We start from the raw sequence: 19,732 nt of genomic DNA, 5'->3' as shown, positions 1-19,732 counted from the left end.
CATGATATCGGACAAGAAGTCAAATCCAGCAAATTGGATGTTAACGTTATCATTTTCTTGGTAACGCTATCATTCTCTCGATATCAAACATTTTCGAGTGCTGAAGTATTCTGCCGGTAAGGCGTCTTCCTTTGAAAGCGTGAGTCGGTCAAAGGCCTCATTTCCATGTATTTCGCAATCAGGACAAGCGACTCATGTCGATACAGGGAGATACCCCTTACATTAGAGGAGCAAGGACAGTGGTACATCATGAATCAGGGGGAGAAAGTATGAAATTAAGAAAGATGTTCGGAGTTTCAGGAGCAGCACTGCTGATTGGGACGACAGCTTACATACCGGCGACTGCGAAGACGACGGAGACGCCGCAACTCGTTACGTCACAAACGACGATTGACCAATACTATAGCCCGGCCGCCGGGAAGGTCGGTGCTTCATTGAAATCGGCACTTCACGATATCATCGACGACCATACACAGATTTCATACGATGCGGTCTGGACGGCACTCAAGGAGACGGACCAGGACCCGAACAACACGAACAATGTCATCGAATTGTATACACAGAAGTCGATTTCAAAGAGCAGCAACGGAGGCAATGTCGGCCAGTGGAACCGTGAGCACGTCTGGGCGAAGTCGCACGGGGATTTCGGGACGACGATGGGGCCGGGCACGGATCTCCATCATTTGAAACCGGAAGACGTTCAGGTGAATAGCGCGCGTGGAAATCTCGACTTCGACAACGGCGGAACGAAGTACAGTGGATGTGATTGCTACAAGGACGGAGATTCATGGCAGCCTCCGGCGAAGGTGCGCGGGGACATCGCACGGATGATCTTCTATATGGCGGTACGCTACGAAGGGGGAACGGAGATCGACCTCGAGGGTGCGGACACGGTCAACAACGGGTCACAGCCGCTCCACGGAAAGATGTCGACGCTTAAGCAGTGGCATGCGCAGGACCCGGTCGATGCGTTCGAACTGCGACGGAATGACGTCATCTACGAAAAATATCAACATAACCGAAATCCGTTCATCGACCATCCGGAGTATGTGTCAGCTATCTGGGGACAATGAAGAGGGCATGAAAAAAAGCGGTTTGAACCCCAGAAATGCTGGGATTCAAGCCGCTTTGTTCGCACACTAGAAATTATGATTTTGCTTGCTGGTCGTTTTGGTTTTCGGTATTTTTGGGCGTTTCCTTACCCAACGCCACGTCCTTCGCCTCGACGACCTTTTCACCAACCGATTGGATCTCGGATTTCGTATCCGCGGCAGTGGCAACGATCTTACTTGCGTCCTCTTTGACGGAATCGATGTTCTCATTGACCGTCTCGTAGACTTTCTGGACATCCGTCGCGACTTCCTGGATGACGCCGCTTGCTGCCTTCACCTGTTCGATCACTTGAGTCGCTTTGCCCGCCGGATCGGATTTGATGTCCTGGGCGACCGAAGAGACAGACTCTTTTGCTCCTTTAAAGGTCTGTTTCGTGTTCGAACGGGCATTCGAGCTGAGCAGGGCGAGAAGTCCGCCGACGGCTGCACCGATCAGGATACCCTTCATGACCGTGATGTTAGAACCGCTCTCATTCATCTCGAACTGGCGGTTAGGATTTTCGGCATTTGCTTGATGTGGGTCGTTGTTCAAAGTTGGTTGCATCTTCAAAACACTCCTTTAGGATAATGGTTTCGTCATTGGTAAGAGAATACCCCTCTCCTGAAAAGGAAAACCTCAACTTGCTGAAACTTACAAAAAAACGAGCTGGTTGAGCCAGCTCGCGAACGGTGAATCCCTATTTTTTTGAACGGTCCCCATTTGATTCATTCGTGATCCGGCGATTGATCTCATCATAATCGATATCGATATCGTCCTTGTTCCCCTTATAGCCATAGCCTTTTGAGATGACGATGACAGAGGAGACGAGAACGAACAGGAAGATCAAGATAGAAACGACGTATATCCACATGTTCGAATTCCTCCCTTCAGACTTCTTACTCTTAAGTATGAGGGAAAAAAGTTCGCACGTCTAAACGAAATTCGAGCTTTATGTTAAACTAACTTCAGAAGTATATGTTTATTGGAACGAGGTGATGGTATGGCCATTATGGTAGTGGATGATGAGATCACGAATTTGTTGCTTCTTGAGCGCCTGCTCGAGAACGAAGGATACGAAGTAGAGACTGCGATGAGCGGTGAGGAGGCCATCGAGAAGATGGAGGATGCCGCTTTTCTTGAGAAGTTGGATGTCGTCCTGCTCGATGTTGAAATGCCTGGAATCAGCGGTATCGATACGACGCGACTGATTCGCCAACGGTTCGGGGTCGATGAGTTGCCGATCGTCATCGTCTCGAGCCGCTCGGACGAAGAGGACATCGCGGACGGTCTCGACGCCGGAGCTTCCGATTACACGATCAAGCCGATTCGCAAGACCGAGTTGCTTGCGCGAATCCGTAACGCGATGTCGCTCAAGCAAGCCGTCGACGCACGGAAGCGATATGAGAAGGTATTGCAGGAAGACTTCGATTTGGCGCAGAAGCTGCAGCAGAGCGTCCTCAGCGCAAACATCGAGGACGAGGAGATTCGGATCATGGCTACCTACATCCCGTCAAAGAAACTTGCCGGCGATATGTACGCCTGGTACCGTCTCTCGGAGAACAAGTATGCAATCATCGTCTTCGATGTGATGGGGCATGGTGTCTCGAGTGCCCTGATCACGATGGGGATGAGTTCGATTCTCTATGAGCTCGTTCATCGGGTAGGAAGGCCGGAACTCGTCCTTGAGGAACTGAATCGACAAATGAGCAGACTCTTTCCGGGTGATGAGACGGACATCTATTTCACGGCAGTATATCTCTACATCGATCTCGACAAGATGGAGCTGAGCTACGCGAACGCCGGGCACCCGCCTGGTCTGCTCCGCATGGGGGATCAAATCATTCCGCTTGGCAACACTGGGTTGCCTGTCGGGATGTTTGAGGATTCTACTTATACGAGTCAGGTCATACCGATCACTTCACCAGGCTGCATCTATCTTTACACCGACGGCTTCATGGAGCTGTACAGCAAAGGGATCGATGAGGGAATCAGTGCCATCATGGACTTGATCAATCTCCATGGACCGAACGTCCATCAACTGATCCAACCTGATCAAAGTGATGAAGCGGACGACCTGTGCCTTGTCACGGTCGAAATCAACTGACCGGAAATCGAATCGCAAGAAACAAAAAAGCGCTGATTGAAGTGAGCCTGACGGCATGACACTTCAAACAGCGCTTTTTGTGTTGTTCGGAATCAGAAAAACCTTCGTCTCCACAGGATGAATGCGGCAAGTCCGGAGAAAAAGACCATCATACTGAAGACGATCCAAAAACCGATCGCCTCGCCCTCCCAAGGAACTTGGACGTTCATCCCGAACATCCCGGAAATCATCGTCGGAATCGATATGACGATCGTGATCGAGGCGAGAAACTTCATGACGAAGTTGACGTTGTTCGAGATGACGGATCCGAACGTGTCCATCGTAGAACTGATGATGTCCTTATAGATCTGAGCCATCTCCATCGCCTGCCTGTGCTCGACGAAGACGTCCTCTAGCAGATCCTCGTCATCCTCATGCTTCTCGAGACTCGGTGTCTTGATGATCCGGTCGAGAACCCCGTCGTTCGACTTCAGCGACGTCATGAAGTAGACGAGCGACTTTTGCAGGTTCATCAGCTGGAAGATCTCCTGGTTTCGCATCGATCGCTGCAGCTCTTCTTCGAGCTCGTCCATCCGCCGGTCGATCTGACGGAGGAAGCGCAGATAGGATGAGCTGACCTTATAGAGAATCTGGAATACGAACCTTGATCGGTAATTGGTGCGGAAGCCGCGCATCTTGCCGTTTGAGAACAGCGAAAGCACATCGAGCTGTTGCGAACAGACGGTGATGAAATGGCGAGAGGTGACGATGATCCCGAGCGGAATCGTATTGTATCTCCGGCCTGATGACTCCTCCTCGATGTAAGGTACGTCGACGATCATCAGGAGGCCTTCATCATCTTTCTCGAAACGCGGTTTTTCTTCGACGTCAAGCGGGTCATAGATGAAATCCTCCGGGATCAAGGTCGCTTCGATCACCTGATCGGCTTCATCTTTCGTCGGATTGACGAGATGGATCCAAGAGCCCTTCGTGAACTCATTGATTTCATTGACCGCGCCCGTGACGTCGCTTCGATAAATCGTCAACATGGCATATCCCTCCTGCTCTTCACTTTTTCATTATAGGAACTGTTAACGGAGAGTGTAAATGATTCTATGATATTTTTCTTATGAAAATAATGATAAGATGAGGAAAGGGGAGGGATCAGCATGCCTTACTTCAATGATAAAAAACTTGAAGAACTACGTGCCATCGCGAACGGGGACGAAGCATTCCTCCGGAAGATCGGCGAGACATATATCATCCAGTTCGACAAAAAATATCCGGAACTCGTCGCAGCGGTAGAAAATCGAGATATCGTCCAGACCGAAAAACTTGCTCATCTGTTAAAAGGAGCATCGTATTCGGTAGCGGCCGACGATCTCGCTGACTTTTTCGAATCGCTCGAGAAGAGAGCGGAGCAAGGTTCGCTTGATGGGGCGGAAGAGACGATCGAAGCAATCGACTCATGCATGGTCGACTTCAGGGTCGTCTGGTTCGACGCATTCATCGGTAATGCGAATTTAAAACCATTTTAAAGATCAAAAAGGGAGCGCCCATCACGGGCAGCTCCCTTTGTTTGGTCAGAGGACGTGCAGGTCGACCGTCTCGATCAATTTACCGATTTCAGGTTTCGTGATCTGGGCGTTGACACCGACTGAATCACCCTTGTGGCGAAGGTCGTCAGAGATCAGCGACGAGAAGACGATGATCGGCAACGTCTTGTAACGAACGTCTTCACGCAGACGTTTCGAGAGGGTGAGTCCGTCCATCTTCGGCATTTCGATGTCCGTGATCAACAGGTCGCAATCGCTTCCTTCCTCGAATGCATCGAGCGCTTCCTTGCCGTTGAAGAAAAAGCGGATGCCGTGATAACCGGACTCCTCAAGCGTCTCGACGAGCAACGTTCGGAGCATCTCCGAGTCCTCAGCTACCCAGATGATTTTCTTGGATCGGTTGCGAGGAGTCACACGTTTGCTTTCCTCCCGTGCAAAGATATCCTTGCGGGAGAGCTCGAGAGCGATTTTTTCGTAGTCGAGAAGGATGATCATCTTGTCGCCCGTCTTGACGACGCCGTTCGTCAAACCTTCGATGCCGCGTGCGAGATCGTTCGGAGTATCGATGTCTTCCCATGAGATGCGACGGATCTCCGTGACGGAGTCGACGCGGAGGACGCTCTTCTCTCCGTTGAACTCACAGACGATCAACCGGTCTTCCGACGTCTCCTCGTGAGATACGCCGATCACGGTCGGCAAGTCGATGACCGTCATGACCTCGCCGCGCAGTTCGATCAGCCCCTTGACCGCAGGCGGTGTGCCTGGCAGAGGGGTGAGCGGGAGCGGTGTGATGATCTCCCGGACTTTCATGACGTTGATTCCGAATGTATAAGGGCCGCAATGGAAGATGACGATCTCCAGTTCGTTCGTTCCGGCCTCGAGTAAAATATCATGCTGGTTGTACACAGAACCAGTCTCCTTTCCATCATGCGATACGCTTCTGCCTCCTTATCGGTCGATTCAGAGGTAAATTGAACAATAAGACACAGAAAAAACATCTTGTAATCGTTTACATTTTATGTTAGGCAAATTTATTGGCATTCGTCTGACCAGTTGCGTACAATAGCAATGCAGCCACACTGAAGAAATAGAGAATATAGTATGGAGGTCGAGTGAAATGAAAACGGCAATTACTTATACATCACTGATCAATGGAAGATGGATCGAAAGTGAATCGAATGAGACGATCGAAATCAGTTCTCCCTACAAGGAAGAGCTCGTCGGACGCGTCCAGGCGATGACGAAGAATGAAGTTGACGAGGCGATCCGCTCCGCGAAGGTCGCTCAGCGCAACTGGGCACGCGTTCCTGCTCACAAACGGGCGAGCCTCTTGCATGAATGGGCTTCGGAACTCGAGCGCCGTGCTGAACAAATCGGTCGAGTCATCATGCTTGAAGTCGGCAAGGGTCTTGCTGACGGCGTCAAGGAAGTCATCCGTACGGCAGAAATCATTCGCTATACGGCGGAAGAAGGCCTCCGGTTCGCCGGCGGGATGATGCAAGGTGACTCCTTCCCGGGCGGAAGCGCGAACAAGCTAGCCGTCATCAAGAAAGTGCCGCTTGGTGTCGTCCTCGCGATCTCACCGTTCAACTATCCTGTCAACCTGGCAGCTGCGAAGCTTGCTCCGGCTCTGATGACAGGCAACGCGGTCGTCTTCAAGCCGGCGACGCAAGGTTCGATCAGCGGAACGCTCATGATCGAGGCGCTCGTCGAAGCGGGACTTCCGAAAGGGCTCGTCAACCTTGTGACTGGGCGCGGTTCTGTCATCGGCGATTACCTGACGACACACCCGGGCATCGACATGATCACGTTCACGGGCGGTACGAGCACAGGACAGCATCTGTCGAGACGATCAGCGATGGTTCCTCTCGTGCTCGAACTGGGAGGAAAGGATCCTGCCCTCGTCCTCGAGGACGCGGACATGGAGCTCGCCGCAGACCAGATCGTCAGCGGGGCATTCTCTTATTCAGGTCAGCGTTGCACAGCGATTAAACGCGTCTTCGTTCTCGAGAATCAAGCGGACGAGCTGATCGCGCTTGTCAAAGCGCGTGTCGAGAAGCTGTCAGTAGGCTCACCCGAGGAGAACAGCGTCATCGTTCCTCTGATCGACAAGAAGTCGGCTGATTTCGTCGAAGGCTTGATCACAGACGCCCGTGACAAAGGTGCGAAGGTGATTCACGGCGGGACACGTGAAGGCAACTTGATCGCTCCGACGCTCCTCGACGACGTGACGACTGAAATGCGCGTCGCTTGGGAAGAACCGTTCGGACCAGTCCTTCCGATCATCCGTGTGAAATCGGTCGACGAGATGGTCGACCTTGCGAACGAATCGGAATACGGTCTTCAAGCGAGTGTCTTCACACGTGACATCGACGCGGCCTTCCGCATCGCGGACGCGCTCGAGACCGGTTCTGTCCAAATCAACGGACGGACGGAACGCGGTCCGGATCACTTCCCGTTCATCGGTGTCAAATCGTCCGGTCTCGGCGTACAAGGCGTCGGACGCAGCTTGGAATCGATGACGCGCGATAAACTGACAGTACTCAATCTTCAATGATCATCCTGGCGACTCTTCAATCTGCGGAAGAGTCGTTTTTTTCATTTTGATTCGAGTGGGGGAGTATGCTCTTCAGCTTAGAGCGCTTAGAGAATTTTTCCGTGACTCCTTTTGAACGCGGACTCAAGTGGCTTTGTGGCCAGTAGTTCGTGCTGCATCTTCCCGGACGAATCAACCTGGATTCGATGCTGGTGGTTGAGCTCGATCATGATCGGGCTTGTGATCGCGTCTTTTTTAGAGAATAGCCAATTACGTCCAGCAGGTCCCAGCAAAATATGTGTCCCGTCTTGAGGCTCCCCGAGGAAGTTAAGGGAGTCTCCTTTAAGTGGCGAACCGTATCGCTGAAAAACGCCTATTTCTTCAAGTTTCTCCCCAACCCCCAATACGTCGTCCGTCGTCAGGTTCATCTCGCCGATATCTAGAATGTCTCGAGCGACAAATAGAGACGAAGGTCTAGTTGGATTCACCGCATGCCGTGCAATCAGTTCCACTACGTTTTCGTCCGAATCATAGAAATAGACGGAATGAGAATTGGTATTTTCAAAAAAGATTTCATCCTCTTCTTCATGTAGAAGTAAGGAGATATGATTTTTGATCCATTTTTTTGCTTCGATAAATAAATTTCCAGGTATATTGAAGGCGTAATGATACTGCTTCGGTGTTCTCAGAGGATCCAGTTCAAACTCAAGAACGCTAGCTCCTGCCTGAATCGCAAATGACCTGTCCGTCTCACTGACTTGGCTGAAACCTAATGTTTTCAAGTAAAACTGTTTCATTTGCTCGATATTATCTGTATACAAAGTAGCTTTCGTGATTTTCATTCGACCATCTCCTTATTATTGTTCACTACGTCAATACTACCTGATTTTAGCGAAATAACGCGAGATTAATCCCATCTATTCCCATATAGGTTTTCAGATGCTAAATATAATAAGGTGAAACTTCGTGCGAATACAGTCGGAAGACGGTCCCACGTTTGCCGGCGTGTCCTGATTCTCACTATAATGAAAAAAACGACTACGAAACGAGGGATTGAACGTGAAATCGAATGAACAAGTGACGGTGCTCAAGCTTCCGACCCCTTTTCCGGTAGGTGACGTGAATTGCTACCTGTTGCAGACGGCTGGAGAGAACATCCTGATCGACTCGGGTCCTGATACGGAGGAAGCATGGGAAACACTCGTCCGCGGATTGAAGCAAGCGGGCATCTCGCCGCATGAGGTGACGAAGCTGGTTTTGACGCATCACCATGCGGATCATGCAGGTCAAGCATACCGTTTCAATGAACTGGGAGTACCGGTGTACGGCCATCCGCGCATCCGGCCATACCTTGAACAAGAGGAAGCATTTCTTGCGACGGGAGACGAGTTCCTCCAACGGCTCGCGAAATCGTTCGGTGTACCGGAAGAGATCCGCGCACTTTTGCCAAGCTATTCCTCTGCCTTGAAGTGGCTCGGTCGCGGACGTCTCGACCATGAACTGCATGAAGGGGACGCCGTGACTGCTGACGGTACATACCGTGTCATCGAATTGCCTGGTCACGCGAGTGATCAGATCGGCATCCTCGGCAGCAGCGGAATCCTGTTCGCGGCGGATCATCTGCTCGCCCGCGTCGAGCCGAATCCATTGCTCGAGCAACCTCAGTTCGAGGGGGACACGCAAGTGAAACGGCCGGTGCTCCAGTACATCGAGTCTCTGAAGCGGTTACAGGGCGAAACCGTTCAGATCGCTTATACCGGTCACGGGGAACCGATTCGTGATGTGCCAACGCTGATCGAATCCCGCCTGTTGCAACGAAAAGCAAGAAGCACGCAGATGTTGAAGCTGATTCATCCGAAAATCTCCTTGTTCGAGCTTGCCGGCATCATCTATGGGAAGCGCCTCAAAAAATCATTCCCGCTCGTCATGAGCGAGATGAAGGCGCGGCTCGACTATCTCGTCGCGAGCGGACGGATCGAGGTGGCGAAGGTCGATGGCGTGCTCCGCTATACGCCGCTTGCGGAAAAGGGGACTGCAGATGCGATTCCTGAATAAGACCGTCGTCGTCACCGGGGCAACGAGCGGTCTCGGTCTTTCGCTCGTCAAGGCGTTGCAGAAGGAAGGGGCGAACCTCGTACTCGTAGCGCGGCGCGAGGAACTGCTCGCTGAAATCGCGAAGGGGACCGGGGCAATCTATCTTCCGTACGATTTAGAAGACGCTCCTGAACGTCTTGCCGAATGGGTCATCGATCAGTGCGGTAAGGTCGACGTCCTGATCAACAATGCCGGATTCGGCGAATTCAGCATGCTCGATGACGTGACGGTCGAGACGATCGAATCGATGAACCGGATCAACGTCCTCTCTCCGGTCCGCCTGACGAAGGCGCTTTTACCTGCCATGCCGACAGGGGGCATGGTCATCAATATCGCGAGCCAGGCAGGGAAGCTCCCGACACCGAAGTCGACGATCTACTGCATGACGAAGGCGGCGATGATCCAGTTCTCGAATGCGCTCAGGCTTGAATTGAAGCCGCGCGGCATCCACGTGATGACCGTGAACCCGGGACCGATCGCGACCGCGTTCTTCAAACGGGCAGATCTGAGCGGGAAGTACGAAGGGAGCGTCGCGTCGATCGTCCTGTCGCCTGACCATCTGGCTGTACAAGTCGTCCAGTCCGCCATGCGGAGGAAGCGGGAGTTGAACGCACCTTGGTGGATGGAGGCGTCAGCAAAGCTATATGCTGTCGCGCCGCGCATCGTGGAGTGGATCGGCAAATCGGGGTTCGATAAGAAGTGAGGGGGAAAGACGTTGAAGAAGACGATCATGGCGTCGGCAGCGGCACTATTTCTTGCCGGCTGTACAAGCGAAGACGCAAGGCCGAAGGAAGACGTGCTAGAGACACCGTTCGCCTCGCTCGAACAGGACGCGGAAGGTACGGTAGTCCGCCTGTACATGTGGGGCGGGGACGAGGGAATCAACGAGTATGTCGATCGTTTCGTCACCCCTTTTTTGAAGAAGCGGCATGACATCACGCTCGAGCGTGTACCGATTGATACGCAGGATATCATTCAGAAACTGCGGGTCGAGAAGAAGGCCGACAAGGAGGTCGGCGTCATCGACGTCGTCTGGATCAACGGGGACAATTTCAAGAACGCGAAGCGCGAAGGATTGTTATATGGAGACTTCGTCGATATCCTCCCGAATCGCAAGTTGCTCGACGATACGTTGAATAATGATGCAGGAATCGCGATCGATGGACTGGAGGCGGCATTCGGGAAAGTCCAGTTCGTCATGCATTATGATGCTGACCGCGTCAAGGATGTCCCGCAGAATCTCAATGAGCTTGCCGATTGGATCGCAGAGAATCCGGGACGCTTCACCTATCCGGAAGCTGCGGATTTCACAGGGAACGCATTCATTCGTCATGTCATGCTTCGACATGAAGGGACGGAGACGTTTGAGCAGGCATGGGCCTATTTGAACGACATCGAACCGAACCTGTGGAAGTCCGGCAAGACATACCCGAAGACGCTCGCACAGCTTGACCGCCTCTATGCGAATGGAGACGTCTGGATGACGATGGGATTCAATGAGAGACGTGCTGAACAGGAGGTTGCAAAAGGGGTGTTCCCGAAAGAGACACGCGCTCTCGTCCTCGAGGAAGGTTCGATCGCCTCGACCCATTTCCTAAGTGTTCCGTTCAATGCACCTAATCCAAGCGGAGCATTCGTCGTCATCAATGAGTTGCTGTCGCCGAAAGCGCAGCTCGCGAAATATGAATCGACGTATTGGGGGGACGGGACGAGCCTTGACCTCGACAAGCTGAGCGACCTTGAGCGGGAAGCTTTCTTGAACGTCAAAGCGGCATCCTCAACGCCGCGTGCCTCTGACCTCGAAGGGAAGGTAGCGAAAGAGATGGAGCCGGATGTCTTCGAACGTATCCGCAGCGAGTGGCCGGAATATGTGGCGAGGTGACGTACGGCCGGCGGCGCTGCTGATCTCCTGTATGCTTATCTCGGGCTTCTACTTCAGCCTGAGGGAGACGACGCTTGCCGATTACCGGCAGTTGTTCAAGGATCCGAACTTCAGCGACAGCCTGTTCCTCAGCTTTTATGTCGCAAGCACGAGCACGATTTTGTCGCTTCTGCTTGGATTGCTGTTCGCAAGGGTTGCCGCCAAGCATATGTTCCGCGGTCATGCTCTCGCGGTCCCGCTGTTCGTCCCGCACATCGGCGCAGCGTATCTTGCGCTGCTCTATCTGAGTGACGTACCGATCATCGCGCCGCACGAGGCATCCCACGTCAGCCTGATTCTGACCTATGTCTATAAGGAGCTTCCGTTCATCTTCTTCTACCTCACGCCGGTTTACACGCGTATCGACCGGCACTACCTTGAGCTGGCCGGGATGTTCGGACTTCCGCGGCACAAGCGCCTCTGGCTCGGTGAAGGTATTTTTTTATTTGTGCCGGTGTTAGAGGTGGCGCTGATCGTCTTCGCGTTCATTCTGTTCTCGTATGAAGTCCCGGCATTGCTCGGGGTGACGCAACCGAAGATGCTCGGCGTGTATGCGTATGAACTTTACACGACAGGTGATCTTTCGAGTCAACCTGTCGCCCTTGCCTCGACAGTCGTCGTGACGTTCTTCTTCCTGTTCATCGTCGCCGGTTTCGCGTGGATTCTCCGTCCATTCCGACTGCGCCTTACAAGAGGGATTGGACGATGAGGCGGAGGTGGCTTGAAATCATCCTCTGGCTGCTGATTGCCGCGCCACTCATCTTCCTGTTACGTCATGGACTCAGCTTCGAGGACCGGATCGTCTCGACGTTCGGGACGACGCTTTCGATGACTTGCGTCGTCATTATGTTGAACCTTCTGCTCGCATATCCTGCCGGAAAGAGAATTGCCCTCCATGACGGGCGTGCGACACATCTTTTCGAGCTCTTGATCAGCTTACCGCTGTTCACGCCGATCATCCTGATTTCCTTCGGACTGTACTTTGGATTCATCCGGACGGGGTTGTCGGATACGTTTCTCGGTGTCGCGCTCGTGCTGCTTCTTCCGACGCTTCCTTACTCCGTCCGGATGTTCGCGAACGGTTTCTCAGCAATCGGTGAGGCGATGCTCGAGCAGATGGTGAATTTCGTGCCGGGCAGAGTGCGGCGTTTCTTCCTGTTGACCGGTCCGATGCTCGAGTCGACGATCCAATCGGTCGTTCTCTTCGTCACGGTCATCACGATCAGTCAATATGCCCTCGTCACGCTGGTCGGAGGAGGAGTCGTGCGGATGATTTCGCTCGAGGCGTTCCCGCTCTTTTCCGACAACGACAGGGAGGCTGGCCGAGCGATCGTTTGGATGCTGCTTCTGCCGGCCATGCTTTACGGGATTCAGCGTCTGCTGTTTCAAGGATGGAAATATCTATTACGGAGGCATCTCGGATGAAACTTGAACTGATTAGCTTAAGAAAGCGATTCGCAGGCGGAGGGGACATCGGACCGATCGATTTATTCGTTGCAGATGGTACGTGTGCGGCACTCGTCGGACCAAGCGGCAGCGGCAAGACGACGGTCCTGCGTCTGATCGCCGGTCTTGAGAGCGCGGACGAGGGGAAGGTCATGATCGGAGATGAGGACGTGACGACAGAAGCTTCCTCAAAGAGGCGTGTGACCTTGATGTTCCAGCGGCCACTCCTCTTTCCGCACCTTTCAGCGGTACAGAACGTGATGCTCGCGATGAAGACGAAAGACCGGGAGAAGGCGCTTCGTCTGCTGGATCGTGTCGGACTCTCGCGACGGACGGACAGCTACGCGAGCGAACTTTCAGGTGGAGAGCAGCAACGGGTCAGCCTCGCGCGCGCGCTTGCGGACGAACCGGGACTGCTCTTGCTTGACGAGCCTTTCGCAAGCCTCGACCTGCCGAGGAGGCGCGAGCTTCAAATCCTGATTCGCGAACTGACGGAGGAAGAGAAGATCACGACGCTGCTCGTGACGCACGACCGGGGAGATGCCATGGCGATGGCCGAGCACGTCTACGTGCTGGAGGATGGAAAGGTCATCGAACAGGGGAATCCGGTCGAACTCAGCTTGACGAGCCGTTTTTTCGGAGACGGGATCGAAATCGGTGGCGAGTGGGTCCCGCTTCAAGAGCTCTCCTTGGTCCTAAGACCGACGAAAGGTGAGGCGGAACGTGTTATGATCACGAAAGAGCTACGTGAACGCGGCATGAGCTTCTTCGAGGTCGTTCGCGAAACAGGTGAACGAGTCATTCTACACGCGACCGTGCCATTTTCAAAGAACGATGAAGCATTTCTTGAAAGAAGGTGAATTCTATGCTCGATACACGGGCACGAAAATCAATACAACCACTGTTCGACCAAATCGGGCTACTCTTCAGCAGGCTCGGGTTGTCAGCGAACCAGGTGACGATCCTGTCTGCCATCATCGGGGCATCGACCGGATTCTTCATCTATAACGACATGGTCATAATCGCACTCATCCTACTTTGGATTTCAGGCACGCTCGACGCGGTAGATGGAACGATGGCCAGGAGGCAAAGGCCGACTGCGATCGGGACGATTCTTGACCTCGTCCTCGACCGGGTCGTCGAACTGTCCGTCATCATCGGTCTCGCGCTTCGTTTTCCTGAGGCGCAGTTCGCCTTGCTGTTGCTTGCGAGTTCATTCGTCATCGGGATGACGATGTTCCTTGCGATCGGCGCAGTGAGCGAGAACTTCGGTGGAAAGTCATTTCAATATCAACCCGGACTGATTGAACGCTCGGAAGGATTTTTGTTCTTTTCGCTGATGATCGTTTTTCCGAATCAGTTGATTTGGTTGACGATCGTGTTCCTCGTGCTTGAGCTGTTCACTGTCGGGCAACGGTTCCATCAGGCGTCAAAGGTATTGCGATGAGCACAGAATGGATCGAAGCCGAATGGGACGGAGTCCGTTTCAGGGCGACACGCGAGGAGGTACATCGTCTCGGATATTGGCACGAAACCTTTCATTGCTTCGTTCTTCATCCGGAGGGGCTGTTGTTACAGCGTCGTTCCGCTCAGAAAAGAGACTTTCCCGAAATGTTCGACATCACGGCAGCCGGCCATCTCTTATACGGGGAGGGCGTGCAGGACGGTGTAAGAGAACTCAAGGAGGAAATCGGGCTCCTCAGGCGTTTGGACGAGTTGACCCCGATCGGCACGATCGAGGACGAGCTCATCCTGCCGCCGTTCTTCGACCGCGAGCGTTGCCACGTCTTTTTGACTGAATCGGATCAACCGCTCGAGTCATTCCTGCTTCAGGCGGAAGAGGTGGATTGCCTGGTCGCAGTCCGGACCGGGGACTTCATCTCCTTCTTGCGAGGTGAGACAGAAATGATGTCGGTCGCAGCGGGACCTGCCCATTTCGTCGGACGAAATGAATTCGTCCCGCATGGCGAAAATTATCGTCTCCTTCTCGCGGACCAGCTCGAAAAACTCATCCATCCATGAAAAAAGTCCTTTCCTGCCTGAGGCTCAGGCAAAGAAAGGACTTATTCTCAATATTTTCCGATGAATGCTGCGACTTCTTCAGGCGTTTTTGCGTTGGCCGAATGCAGATGGCCGATTTTTTCACCGTTTTCATAAACGAGAAGCGAAGGGATTCCGCGAACTTCCTGTTTCTCTGTCAGATCGAGCAGCTCATCGCGATCGACTTCGTACCAATCGAGCGTACTTCCTGCTTTGATGTCATCGATGAACATCTCGAGACGCCGGCAATCCGGGCACCAATCGGCTGAGAATACGACGACGGAACGCTTGCCGCCAGTCGCTTGTTCGAACGATTCCACTGTTTTCAATTCATTCATGTATATTTCCCCCTAGACGATCATTGATAGTCTATTCTTTACATGATGGCACGTTTCTGTCAAACATTATGCAAGCTGGCACAACGTCATACTTTTTGAGATACTGAATAGAAGAAGAATGGAGGAAGGGGAGAGGTCGTGGCATTACGATTCGCATTGCTTGGATTGCTTACAGAGGAAGCGGCGACAGGCTATGACTTGAGCACGACGTTCAAGAAACAGATGACCCACTTCTGGACGGCACACCATACCCAAATCTATCGGGAGCTGCTGAAGATGGAAGAGGCGGGGCTTGTGACGAGCGAGCTCGTCGTACAAGAGGATCTACCGGACAAGAAAATCTACTCGATCACGGATCAGGGGCGCTCGGATCTCGTCGCTTGGCTTCGGGCACCGAGTGAGTTCAAACCGAAGATGAAGGACGAGAATCTGATGAGGGTATCGTTGCTTCATCTCTTGCCTCCGGACGAGGCGATCGCTTATCTTGAGGAGTCGAAGCGTCATCATGAGATGGCTGTCGAGATGATGCATGTCTGGAGGCAGGCGCATCTTGAACAGGGGGCGACCCTCGGTGAGAAGCTGACGAGCGAGTATGGCTTGCGCATGATGCTCAACTACTTGGAATGGTGTGACTGGGCGATTGAAGAAATTCAAAAAACGAACACGAAGTCGTCACTGCGTTAAAGTGACGACTTCGTGTTTTTATTGGATATGCAGTTTTCAGACGACTGCAAGTTTCGCGATCATCAGTTTCGCTACCGCTTCACTTGAAGCTGGGTTCTGTCCAGTGACGACGTTTCCGTCGATGACGGCGAATTCGTCGCCGGGCGAGGACTTCAGGAAAATCGCGCCTTCCTTCTTCAGAGAGGACTCGAGCAGGAAAGGCACCTTGTCCATCAAACCTGTCGATTTTTCCTCCTCATCCGTGAATCCGTTTATTTGACGGCCTTGAACGAACGGCTTTCCGTCGATCTCGAGGCCGACGAAAGCGGCGGGACCGTGACAAACCGATCCGACGACACCTTTCTTTTTCAATACGGAGTCAACGACGTCCTTGATGAAGGGGTTATTCGGGAAATCGACGACCGCGCCGTGACCGCCAGGGAAGTAGACGGCATCGAAGCTTTTCAAATCGACCTCGGCGATCGGCGTCGTCTTATGAAGCGCCTTGCGCGCCTCCTGGAACTTCGGCAGGATTTCCTTGACCATCGAGGCTCTGTCGATCGGGACGTCACCGCCATCGATCGAGGCGACTGTCACATGGTGGCCTGCTTCCTTGAACAGATTGTACGGTGCTGCGAACTCCTCGAACCACAACCCGGTCTTATGGCTGTCCATCATGCTTGCACTTGTTGATACGATCAGAATTCTGCCCATTGAAAAAACTCCTCTTCTGTATGAGATATCTACAGAGAAAGGAGTTCCCCAAGCTGAAAATGGATAAACCTCACAGATGGTCCGTGTAGGGATGGACGGGACAAAGACCGAGAACCGTTTCGACTGCACCTGCAGGCAACGTCTCGCGCATCGACTCGATATTCGCACGGAGCTGTGAAACGCTCGAGGCGCCGGCAAGGACGATGTCTGCCTTCGAGTCGACGGCTTGCAGCGCTACAGCAGGCAGCGGATATTTCGCGAGCTCAGGCAACAGGCGCTCGAGTGCGCCGTGGTCATATTGCTCGAATTGATCAGTCGACTGGAGACGGGAGTCCCACTCCGGCGTCAGCAGTCCTTTTGCGAGCGGGCCGCGCGCGACGAGCTTGACGCCCTTCTCTTGAAGAGCCGGCAAGAGCGTCTCGATACGACGGTCAAGCAGTGAATAAGGCGTCATCAAGTAGGAGATGTTACTGTGTTCCAGCCAATGCTTGATGACGTTCGGTCGAATCGAGGACAGGCCGTAAGCTTTGATGCGACCTTCAGCGACAAGGTCTTCCATCGCCTGGATCGAAGCATCGATATCGTCCTCGATCGTACCTCCGTGGACGTAATAGAGGTCGAGATAATGCGTCTCGAGCCGGTTAAGACTCTCCATGCACGCATGCTTCAGGTAGTCATGGCTCGGATCCCATGTCCAACCTGTTCCTGTCGCATTCATCCGATTTCCGCCTTTTGAGGCAAGGAAAAGACGGGCACGATCCTCTGGAGAAAAAGTCTGCCCGATCAAGGATTCGACGGCCCCATTCGCGTAGACGTCTGCCGTATCGAAATGTGTGATGCCTTCCTCTAGTGCAGTCCGGAGGATGCTACTCGCCTCCTCCTGGCCTCTCTTTAAAATCGTCATCGTGCCTAAACCAAGTGTCATGTCATTCCCTCATTTCCTGATCGTTATGTTTTCAGTGTAGCATACCGAGGCACATGTGCCGAAACGTGGTGACGGTATGGGTTGCAGGAGTTCCATCAGTACAGGCATAATGTGGGGGAGAGAGCAAACAGGAGGCGTTCAGAAGATGGAAGAAAAAACGATTGAACGGGAAGTCATCTATCAAGGCAAGGTGTTCGATGTAGAAAAGCATGTCGTCAGTCTGCCGAACGGGAATACATCGGTCCGGGAGCTCGTCTATCATAACGGGGCGGTCGCGATCGTCGCCTTCAACGAAGCAGGCGAACTGCTCGTCGTCGAGCAGTACCGCAAAGCATTCGAGCAGATGTCGATCGAGATTCCTGCTGGCAAGCTCGAAAAGGGCGAGGAACCAATCGAATGCGCACGTCGCGAACTCGAGGAGGAGACTGGCTATTCAGCTGGAAAGATGACTCACTTGTTCGACTTTTACGGTGCACCGGGCTTTTGCAGTGAACGGGTACATATATACGAAGCAAGCGAGATGGTCGCAGGCGACATGAACCTCGATGAGGATGAGTTCCTGAACGTCGGCTCGCTATCGCTCGAACAGGCACTTGGAATGATTTCAGATGGCAAGATCGTCGATGCGAAGACGATCATGGCGATTCAACACTGGCATATCAATACATTAAAATGATTCTAAAATGAGAATCCCTAGATGATAGTCATTATCATTTGAAAAAAGAGACGCTATCCGCTATGATAAAAGCATCAGTTTCGAGTCAAAGGGGGACGCTTGGATGGAAAGTCGTGTCGAAAGAATCAAGAAACAGCTGAGCGGAAAAGGTTATAAGCTGACTCCTCAGCGTGAAGCGACAGTACGCGTCCTGCTCGAGCATGAGTCGGATCACTTGAGTGCAGAAAACGTGTTTCTATTAGTGAAGGAAAAGAATTCCGATATCGGACTTGCGACGGTCTACCGGACGCTTGAATTGTTGACGGAGCTCGAAGTCGTCGACAAGGTCAACTTCGGGGATGGGGTGTCGCGGTTCGATCTTCGTCAGGAAGGCGCCAGCCACTCGCACCATCATCTCGTCTGTATCGAATGCGGATCGGTCGAGGAGATTCTCGAAGACATGCTTGAGGATGTCGAAAAAGAGATCACGGCGAAGTTCAAATTCAAGATTAAAGATCATCGTTTGACATTCCACGGTGTCTGCCGCGTCTGTCAGGAACGACATGCACGGGAAGCGCTCGAGGAAGCTCAGACGCAGTCCGTTTAATCACCATCTTCCATTAAGGGAAGAGGTGATTTTTTTAATTGAAAAATAGGTCTGACGTCTTCACAACGGTTTACCGCTTTGATATGATGGGAAAGTAAGCGATTACGAAAAAAAGGGTGAGCTTGATGAAAGATTTGCTGGAACAGTTCATCACCTATTTGAAGGTGGAGCGACAGATGTCTTCAAACACGGCGGCAGCGTATCGAAACGACCTGAACCAATATGTCGCCACACTGTCAACGCTTGGGACCGAGACATTCCAGCAAGTGGAACGCCATATGATCGTCTCGCACATGGAGAGACTGATGAGCCAGGGGAAGTCGCGTTCGACGATCAGAAGAGCCACGAGTTCGATCCGCTCCTTTCACCAGTTCCTTCTTGAACGTCGATTGGTCGATCACGATCCGTCAAGGCATCTCGATTTGCCGAAACCTGAGCGTAAACTGCCGGTCGTCTGGAGCAAGGACGATGTGTTCACGTTGCTTGATTCCGTACAGGGGAATGACCCGTTGACGCGTCGTGATCAAGCGATGCTCGAACTTCTCTACGGAACTGGCATGCGGGTCAGTGAGCTGCTCGGACTCGACTTGAAGGATCTTCAGCTCGAACTCGGTTTCCTTTCGTGTCACGGGAAAGGCGACAAGACGCGGATCATCCCGATCAGCGGGACCGCGATCGAACGCGTCGAGACGTACATCGAACTCGCACGCAACGGACTCGGCGGCAAGCAGACGGAAGCGCTCTTCTTGAACAGCCGGGGGGAACGCCTTTCTCGACAAGGATTTTGGAAGATGATCAAACGGCGGGCGAAGAATGCGGGCATCGAGAAGGAAATCACACCGCATGTACTGCGCCATTCGTTTGCGACGCACCTGCTCGAGAACGGGGCAGACCTTCGGGCGGTTCAGGAGATGCTTGGCCACGCCGACTTGTCGACGACGCAGATGTATACACATGTGAATCGGTCGCGTCTCCAGGACGTATATAAGAATCACCATCCGAGAGCATGAGGTCGGATGAAATAAAGGTCTGACTTCAGACAAATGTCGCGTTTTACGATCG

General features: G+C 52.8%; 24 protein-coding genes. 16 read left to right on the top strand and 8 right to left on the bottom strand.

All coding sequences use genetic code 11. The features are described 5' to 3' along the window. Window positions 1-284: 284 nt before the first annotated feature. Complete coding sequence (locus tag DFG60_RS09840) at window positions 285-1,073, top strand: endonuclease I family protein (protein ID WP_408608664.1); 789 nt, start codon at window positions 285-287, stop codon at window positions 1,071-1,073. A gap of 73 nt (window positions 1,074-1,146) precedes the next feature. Here DFG60_RS09840 and DFG60_RS09835 read toward each other — a convergent pair whose 3' ends face one another. Beyond that, a complete protein-coding gene (locus DFG60_RS09835; RefSeq protein ID WP_114571593.1) occupies window positions 1,147-1,656 on the bottom strand; it encodes a YtxH domain-containing protein in 510 nt (169 codons plus the stop codon). A 133-nt stretch (window positions 1,657-1,789) separates the two neighbouring features. Then, window positions 1,790-1,963, bottom strand: a complete 174-nt coding sequence (gene ytzI, locus DFG60_RS09830) for a YtzI protein (protein WP_114571592.1) — start codon at window positions 1,961-1,963, stop codon at window positions 1,790-1,792. Window positions 1,964-2,092: 129 nt separating this feature from the next. On the opposite strand from ytzI, the gene DFG60_RS09825 reads away from it, so the two are divergent. Then, window positions 2,093-3,196 carry a PP2C family protein-serine/threonine phosphatase gene (locus tag DFG60_RS09825; RefSeq protein ID WP_114571591.1) on the top strand — a complete coding sequence of 368 codons (1,104 nt, stop codon included), beginning with the start codon at window positions 2,093-2,095 and terminating at the stop codon, window positions 3,194-3,196. A gap of 92 nt (window positions 3,197-3,288) precedes the next feature. On the opposite strand, the gene DFG60_RS09820 is transcribed toward DFG60_RS09825, so the two are convergent. Next, window positions 3,289-4,224: a magnesium transporter CorA family protein gene (locus DFG60_RS09820; protein ID WP_114571590.1), complete on the bottom strand. Its 936-nt coding sequence runs from the start codon at window positions 4,222-4,224 to the stop codon at window positions 3,289-3,291. Between the two features lie 120 nt (window positions 4,225-4,344). Between DFG60_RS09820 and DFG60_RS09815 the strand changes: the two genes are divergently transcribed. Continuing rightward, a complete protein-coding gene (locus DFG60_RS09815; protein WP_114571589.1) occupies window positions 4,345-4,713 on the top strand; it encodes an Hpt domain-containing protein in 369 nt (122 codons plus the stop codon). 45 nt (window positions 4,714-4,758) lie between these two features. On the opposite strand, the gene DFG60_RS09810 is transcribed toward DFG60_RS09815, so the two are convergent. Continuing rightward, window positions 4,759-5,637: a chemotaxis protein CheV gene (locus tag DFG60_RS09810; RefSeq protein ID WP_114571588.1), complete on the bottom strand. Its 879-nt coding sequence runs from the start codon at window positions 5,635-5,637 to the stop codon at window positions 4,759-4,761. Window positions 5,638-5,848: 211 nt separating this feature from the next. On the opposite strand from DFG60_RS09810, the gene DFG60_RS09805 reads away from it, so the two are divergent. Continuing rightward, window positions 5,849-7,288 (top strand): NADP-dependent glyceraldehyde-3-phosphate dehydrogenase, encoded by a 1,440-nt coding sequence (locus DFG60_RS09805; RefSeq protein ID WP_114571587.1) that lies wholly within the window; start codon window positions 5,849-5,851, stop codon window positions 7,286-7,288. 86 nt (window positions 7,289-7,374) lie between these two features. Here the strand turns inward: DFG60_RS09805 and DFG60_RS09800 are convergent, their stop codons facing one another. Continuing rightward, entirely contained in the window at window positions 7,375-8,109 is a 735-nt protein-coding gene (locus DFG60_RS09800; protein ID WP_114571586.1) for a VOC family protein, read from the bottom strand. A gap of 217 nt (window positions 8,110-8,326) precedes the next feature. Between DFG60_RS09800 and DFG60_RS09795 the strand changes: the two genes are divergently transcribed. Genes DFG60_RS09795 through DFG60_RS09760 form a run of 8 tightly spaced genes read left to right on the top strand, consistent with a single transcriptional unit; the run spans window position 8,327 to window position 14,750 of the window. Continuing rightward, a complete protein-coding gene (locus DFG60_RS09795; RefSeq protein WP_114571585.1) occupies window positions 8,327-9,322 on the top strand; it encodes an MBL fold metallo-hydrolase in 996 nt (331 codons plus the stop codon). Further along, a complete protein-coding gene (locus DFG60_RS09790; protein WP_114571584.1) occupies window positions 9,306-10,064 on the top strand; it encodes an SDR family NAD(P)-dependent oxidoreductase in 759 nt (252 codons plus the stop codon). The genes DFG60_RS09795 and DFG60_RS09790 overlap by 17 nt, the downstream gene beginning before the upstream one ends. Before the next feature lie 12 nt (window positions 10,065-10,076). After that, on the top strand, window positions 10,077-11,243 hold the full coding sequence (locus DFG60_RS09785) for an ABC transporter substrate-binding protein (RefSeq protein WP_232818690.1): 1,167 nt from the start codon (window positions 10,077-10,079) through the stop codon (window positions 11,241-11,243). After that, on the top strand, window positions 11,230-11,991 hold the full coding sequence (locus tag DFG60_RS09780; protein WP_114571583.1) for an ABC transporter permease family protein: 762 nt from the start codon (window positions 11,230-11,232) through the stop codon (window positions 11,989-11,991). Before DFG60_RS09785 ends, DFG60_RS09780 begins: the two co-directional genes overlap by 14 nt. Further along, the gene (locus DFG60_RS09775; RefSeq protein WP_114571582.1) at window positions 11,988-12,707 is read left to right on the top strand and encodes an ABC transporter permease; all 720 of its coding nucleotides are present in this window, start codon (window positions 11,988-11,990) and stop codon (window positions 12,705-12,707) included. The genes DFG60_RS09780 and DFG60_RS09775 overlap by 4 nt, the downstream gene beginning before the upstream one ends. Then, window positions 12,704-13,588, top strand: a complete 885-nt coding sequence (locus DFG60_RS09770) for an ABC transporter ATP-binding protein (RefSeq protein WP_114571581.1) — start codon at window positions 12,704-12,706, stop codon at window positions 13,586-13,588. The genes DFG60_RS09775 and DFG60_RS09770 overlap by 4 nt, the downstream gene beginning before the upstream one ends. 5 nt (window positions 13,589-13,593) lie before the next feature. Continuing rightward, window positions 13,594-14,175 carry a CDP-alcohol phosphatidyltransferase family protein gene (locus tag DFG60_RS09765; RefSeq protein ID WP_114571580.1) on the top strand — a complete coding sequence of 194 codons (582 nt, stop codon included), beginning with the start codon at window positions 13,594-13,596 and terminating at the stop codon, window positions 14,173-14,175. Further along, window positions 14,172-14,750: an NUDIX hydrolase gene (locus DFG60_RS09760; protein ID WP_114571579.1), complete on the top strand. Its 579-nt coding sequence runs from the start codon at window positions 14,172-14,174 to the stop codon at window positions 14,748-14,750. The genes DFG60_RS09765 and DFG60_RS09760 overlap by 4 nt, the downstream gene beginning before the upstream one ends. A 47-nt stretch (window positions 14,751-14,797) precedes the next feature. Here DFG60_RS09760 and DFG60_RS09755 read toward each other — a convergent pair whose 3' ends face one another. Beyond that, window positions 14,798-15,106, bottom strand: coding sequence for a thioredoxin family protein (locus DFG60_RS09755; RefSeq protein ID WP_114571578.1), 309 nt, complete (start codon window positions 15,104-15,106; stop codon window positions 14,798-14,800). Window positions 15,107-15,244: 138 nt separating this feature from the next. On the opposite strand from DFG60_RS09755, the gene DFG60_RS09750 reads away from it, so the two are divergent. Continuing rightward, complete coding sequence (locus tag DFG60_RS09750) at window positions 15,245-15,790, top strand: PadR family transcriptional regulator (protein ID WP_114571577.1); 546 nt, start codon at window positions 15,245-15,247, stop codon at window positions 15,788-15,790. Between the two features lie 36 nt (window positions 15,791-15,826). Here DFG60_RS09750 and DFG60_RS09745 read toward each other — a convergent pair whose 3' ends face one another. Together DFG60_RS09745 and DFG60_RS09740 are read right to left on the bottom strand one after the other, a co-directional pair. Continuing rightward, window positions 15,827-16,483 (bottom strand): type 1 glutamine amidotransferase domain-containing protein, encoded by a 657-nt coding sequence (locus tag DFG60_RS09745; RefSeq protein ID WP_114571576.1) that lies wholly within the window; start codon window positions 16,481-16,483, stop codon window positions 15,827-15,829. A gap of 70 nt (window positions 16,484-16,553) precedes the next feature. After that, window positions 16,554-17,408: an aldo/keto reductase gene (locus DFG60_RS09740; protein ID WP_114571575.1), complete on the bottom strand. Its 855-nt coding sequence runs from the start codon at window positions 17,406-17,408 to the stop codon at window positions 16,554-16,556. Window positions 17,409-17,553: 145 nt separating this feature from the next. On the opposite strand from DFG60_RS09740, the gene DFG60_RS09735 reads away from it, so the two are divergent. From DFG60_RS09735 to xerD, 3 genes are all read left to right on the top strand, one after another. After that, window positions 17,554-18,084, top strand: coding sequence for an NUDIX hydrolase (locus DFG60_RS09735; RefSeq protein WP_114571574.1), 531 nt, complete (start codon window positions 17,554-17,556; stop codon window positions 18,082-18,084). A 103-nt stretch (window positions 18,085-18,187) separates the two neighbouring features. Then, complete coding sequence (gene fur / locus DFG60_RS09730) at window positions 18,188-18,670, top strand: ferric iron uptake transcriptional regulator (RefSeq protein ID WP_114571573.1); 483 nt, start codon at window positions 18,188-18,190, stop codon at window positions 18,668-18,670. A gap of 125 nt (window positions 18,671-18,795) precedes the next feature. Further along, window positions 18,796-19,680, top strand: coding sequence for a site-specific tyrosine recombinase XerD (xerD, locus tag DFG60_RS09725; RefSeq protein ID WP_114571572.1), 885 nt, complete (start codon window positions 18,796-18,798; stop codon window positions 19,678-19,680). The last annotated feature ends 52 nt before the right edge of the window (window positions 19,681-19,732 follow it).

It is taken from the genome of Exiguobacterium flavidum (genome assembly GCF_003344535.1).
Classification (GTDB): domain Bacteria; phylum Bacillota; class Bacilli; order Exiguobacteriales; family Exiguobacteriaceae; genus Exiguobacterium_A; species Exiguobacterium_A flavidum.
Note: the sequence above shows the minus strand (reverse complement) of the source record. Positions and strands in the feature narration are given on the sequence as shown.

Bases quoted from the DNA above. Each gene is read 5' to 3' on its own strand.
- DFG60_RS09840 (WP_408608664.1), top strand. From the start codon at position 285: ATGTTCGGAGTTTCAGGAGCAGCACTGCTGATTGGGACGACAGCTTAC.
- DFG60_RS09835 (WP_114571593.1), bottom strand. From the start codon at position 1,656: ATGCAACCAACTTTGAACAACGACCCACATCAAGCAAATGCCGAAAAT.
- ytzI (WP_114571592.1), bottom strand. From the start codon at position 1,963: ATGTGGATATACGTCGTTTCTATCTTGATCTTCCTGTTCGTTCTCGTC.
- DFG60_RS09825 (WP_114571591.1), top strand. From the start codon at position 2,093: ATGGCCATTATGGTAGTGGATGATGAGATCACGAATTTGTTGCTTCTT.
- DFG60_RS09820 (WP_114571590.1), bottom strand. From the start codon at position 4,224: ATGTTGACGATTTATCGAAGCGACGTCACGGGCGCGGTCAATGAAATC.
- DFG60_RS09815 (WP_114571589.1), top strand. From the start codon at position 4,345: ATGCCTTACTTCAATGATAAAAAACTTGAAGAACTACGTGCCATCGCG.
- DFG60_RS09805 (WP_114571587.1), top strand. From the start codon at position 5,849: ATGAAAACGGCAATTACTTATACATCACTGATCAATGGAAGATGGATC.
- DFG60_RS09800 (WP_114571586.1), bottom strand. From the start codon at position 8,109: ATGAAAATCACGAAAGCTACTTTGTATACAGATAATATCGAGCAAATG.
- DFG60_RS09790 (WP_114571584.1), top strand. From the start codon at position 9,306: ATGCGATTCCTGAATAAGACCGTCGTCGTCACCGGGGCAACGAGCGGT.
- DFG60_RS09780 (WP_114571583.1), top strand. From the start codon at position 11,230: ATGTGGCGAGGTGACGTACGGCCGGCGGCGCTGCTGATCTCCTGTATG.
- DFG60_RS09775 (WP_114571582.1), top strand. From the start codon at position 11,988: ATGAGGCGGAGGTGGCTTGAAATCATCCTCTGGCTGCTGATTGCCGCG.
- DFG60_RS09770 (WP_114571581.1), top strand. From the start codon at position 12,704: ATGAAACTTGAACTGATTAGCTTAAGAAAGCGATTCGCAGGCGGAGGG.
- DFG60_RS09765 (WP_114571580.1), top strand. From the start codon at position 13,594: ATGCTCGATACACGGGCACGAAAATCAATACAACCACTGTTCGACCAA.
- DFG60_RS09760 (WP_114571579.1), top strand. From the start codon at position 14,172: ATGAGCACAGAATGGATCGAAGCCGAATGGGACGGAGTCCGTTTCAGG.
- DFG60_RS09755 (WP_114571578.1), bottom strand. From the start codon at position 15,106: ATGAATGAATTGAAAACAGTGGAATCGTTCGAACAAGCGACTGGCGGC.
- DFG60_RS09745 (WP_114571576.1), bottom strand. From the start codon at position 16,483: ATGGGCAGAATTCTGATCGTATCAACAAGTGCAAGCATGATGGACAGC.
- DFG60_RS09740 (WP_114571575.1), bottom strand. From the start codon at position 17,408: ATGACACTTGGTTTAGGCACGATGACGATTTTAAAGAGAGGCCAGGAG.
- DFG60_RS09735 (WP_114571574.1), top strand. From the start codon at position 17,554: ATGGAAGAAAAAACGATTGAACGGGAAGTCATCTATCAAGGCAAGGTG.
- fur (WP_114571573.1), top strand. From the start codon at position 18,188: ATGGAAAGTCGTGTCGAAAGAATCAAGAAACAGCTGAGCGGAAAAGGT.
- xerD (WP_114571572.1), top strand. From the start codon at position 18,796: ATGAAAGATTTGCTGGAACAGTTCATCACCTATTTGAAGGTGGAGCGA.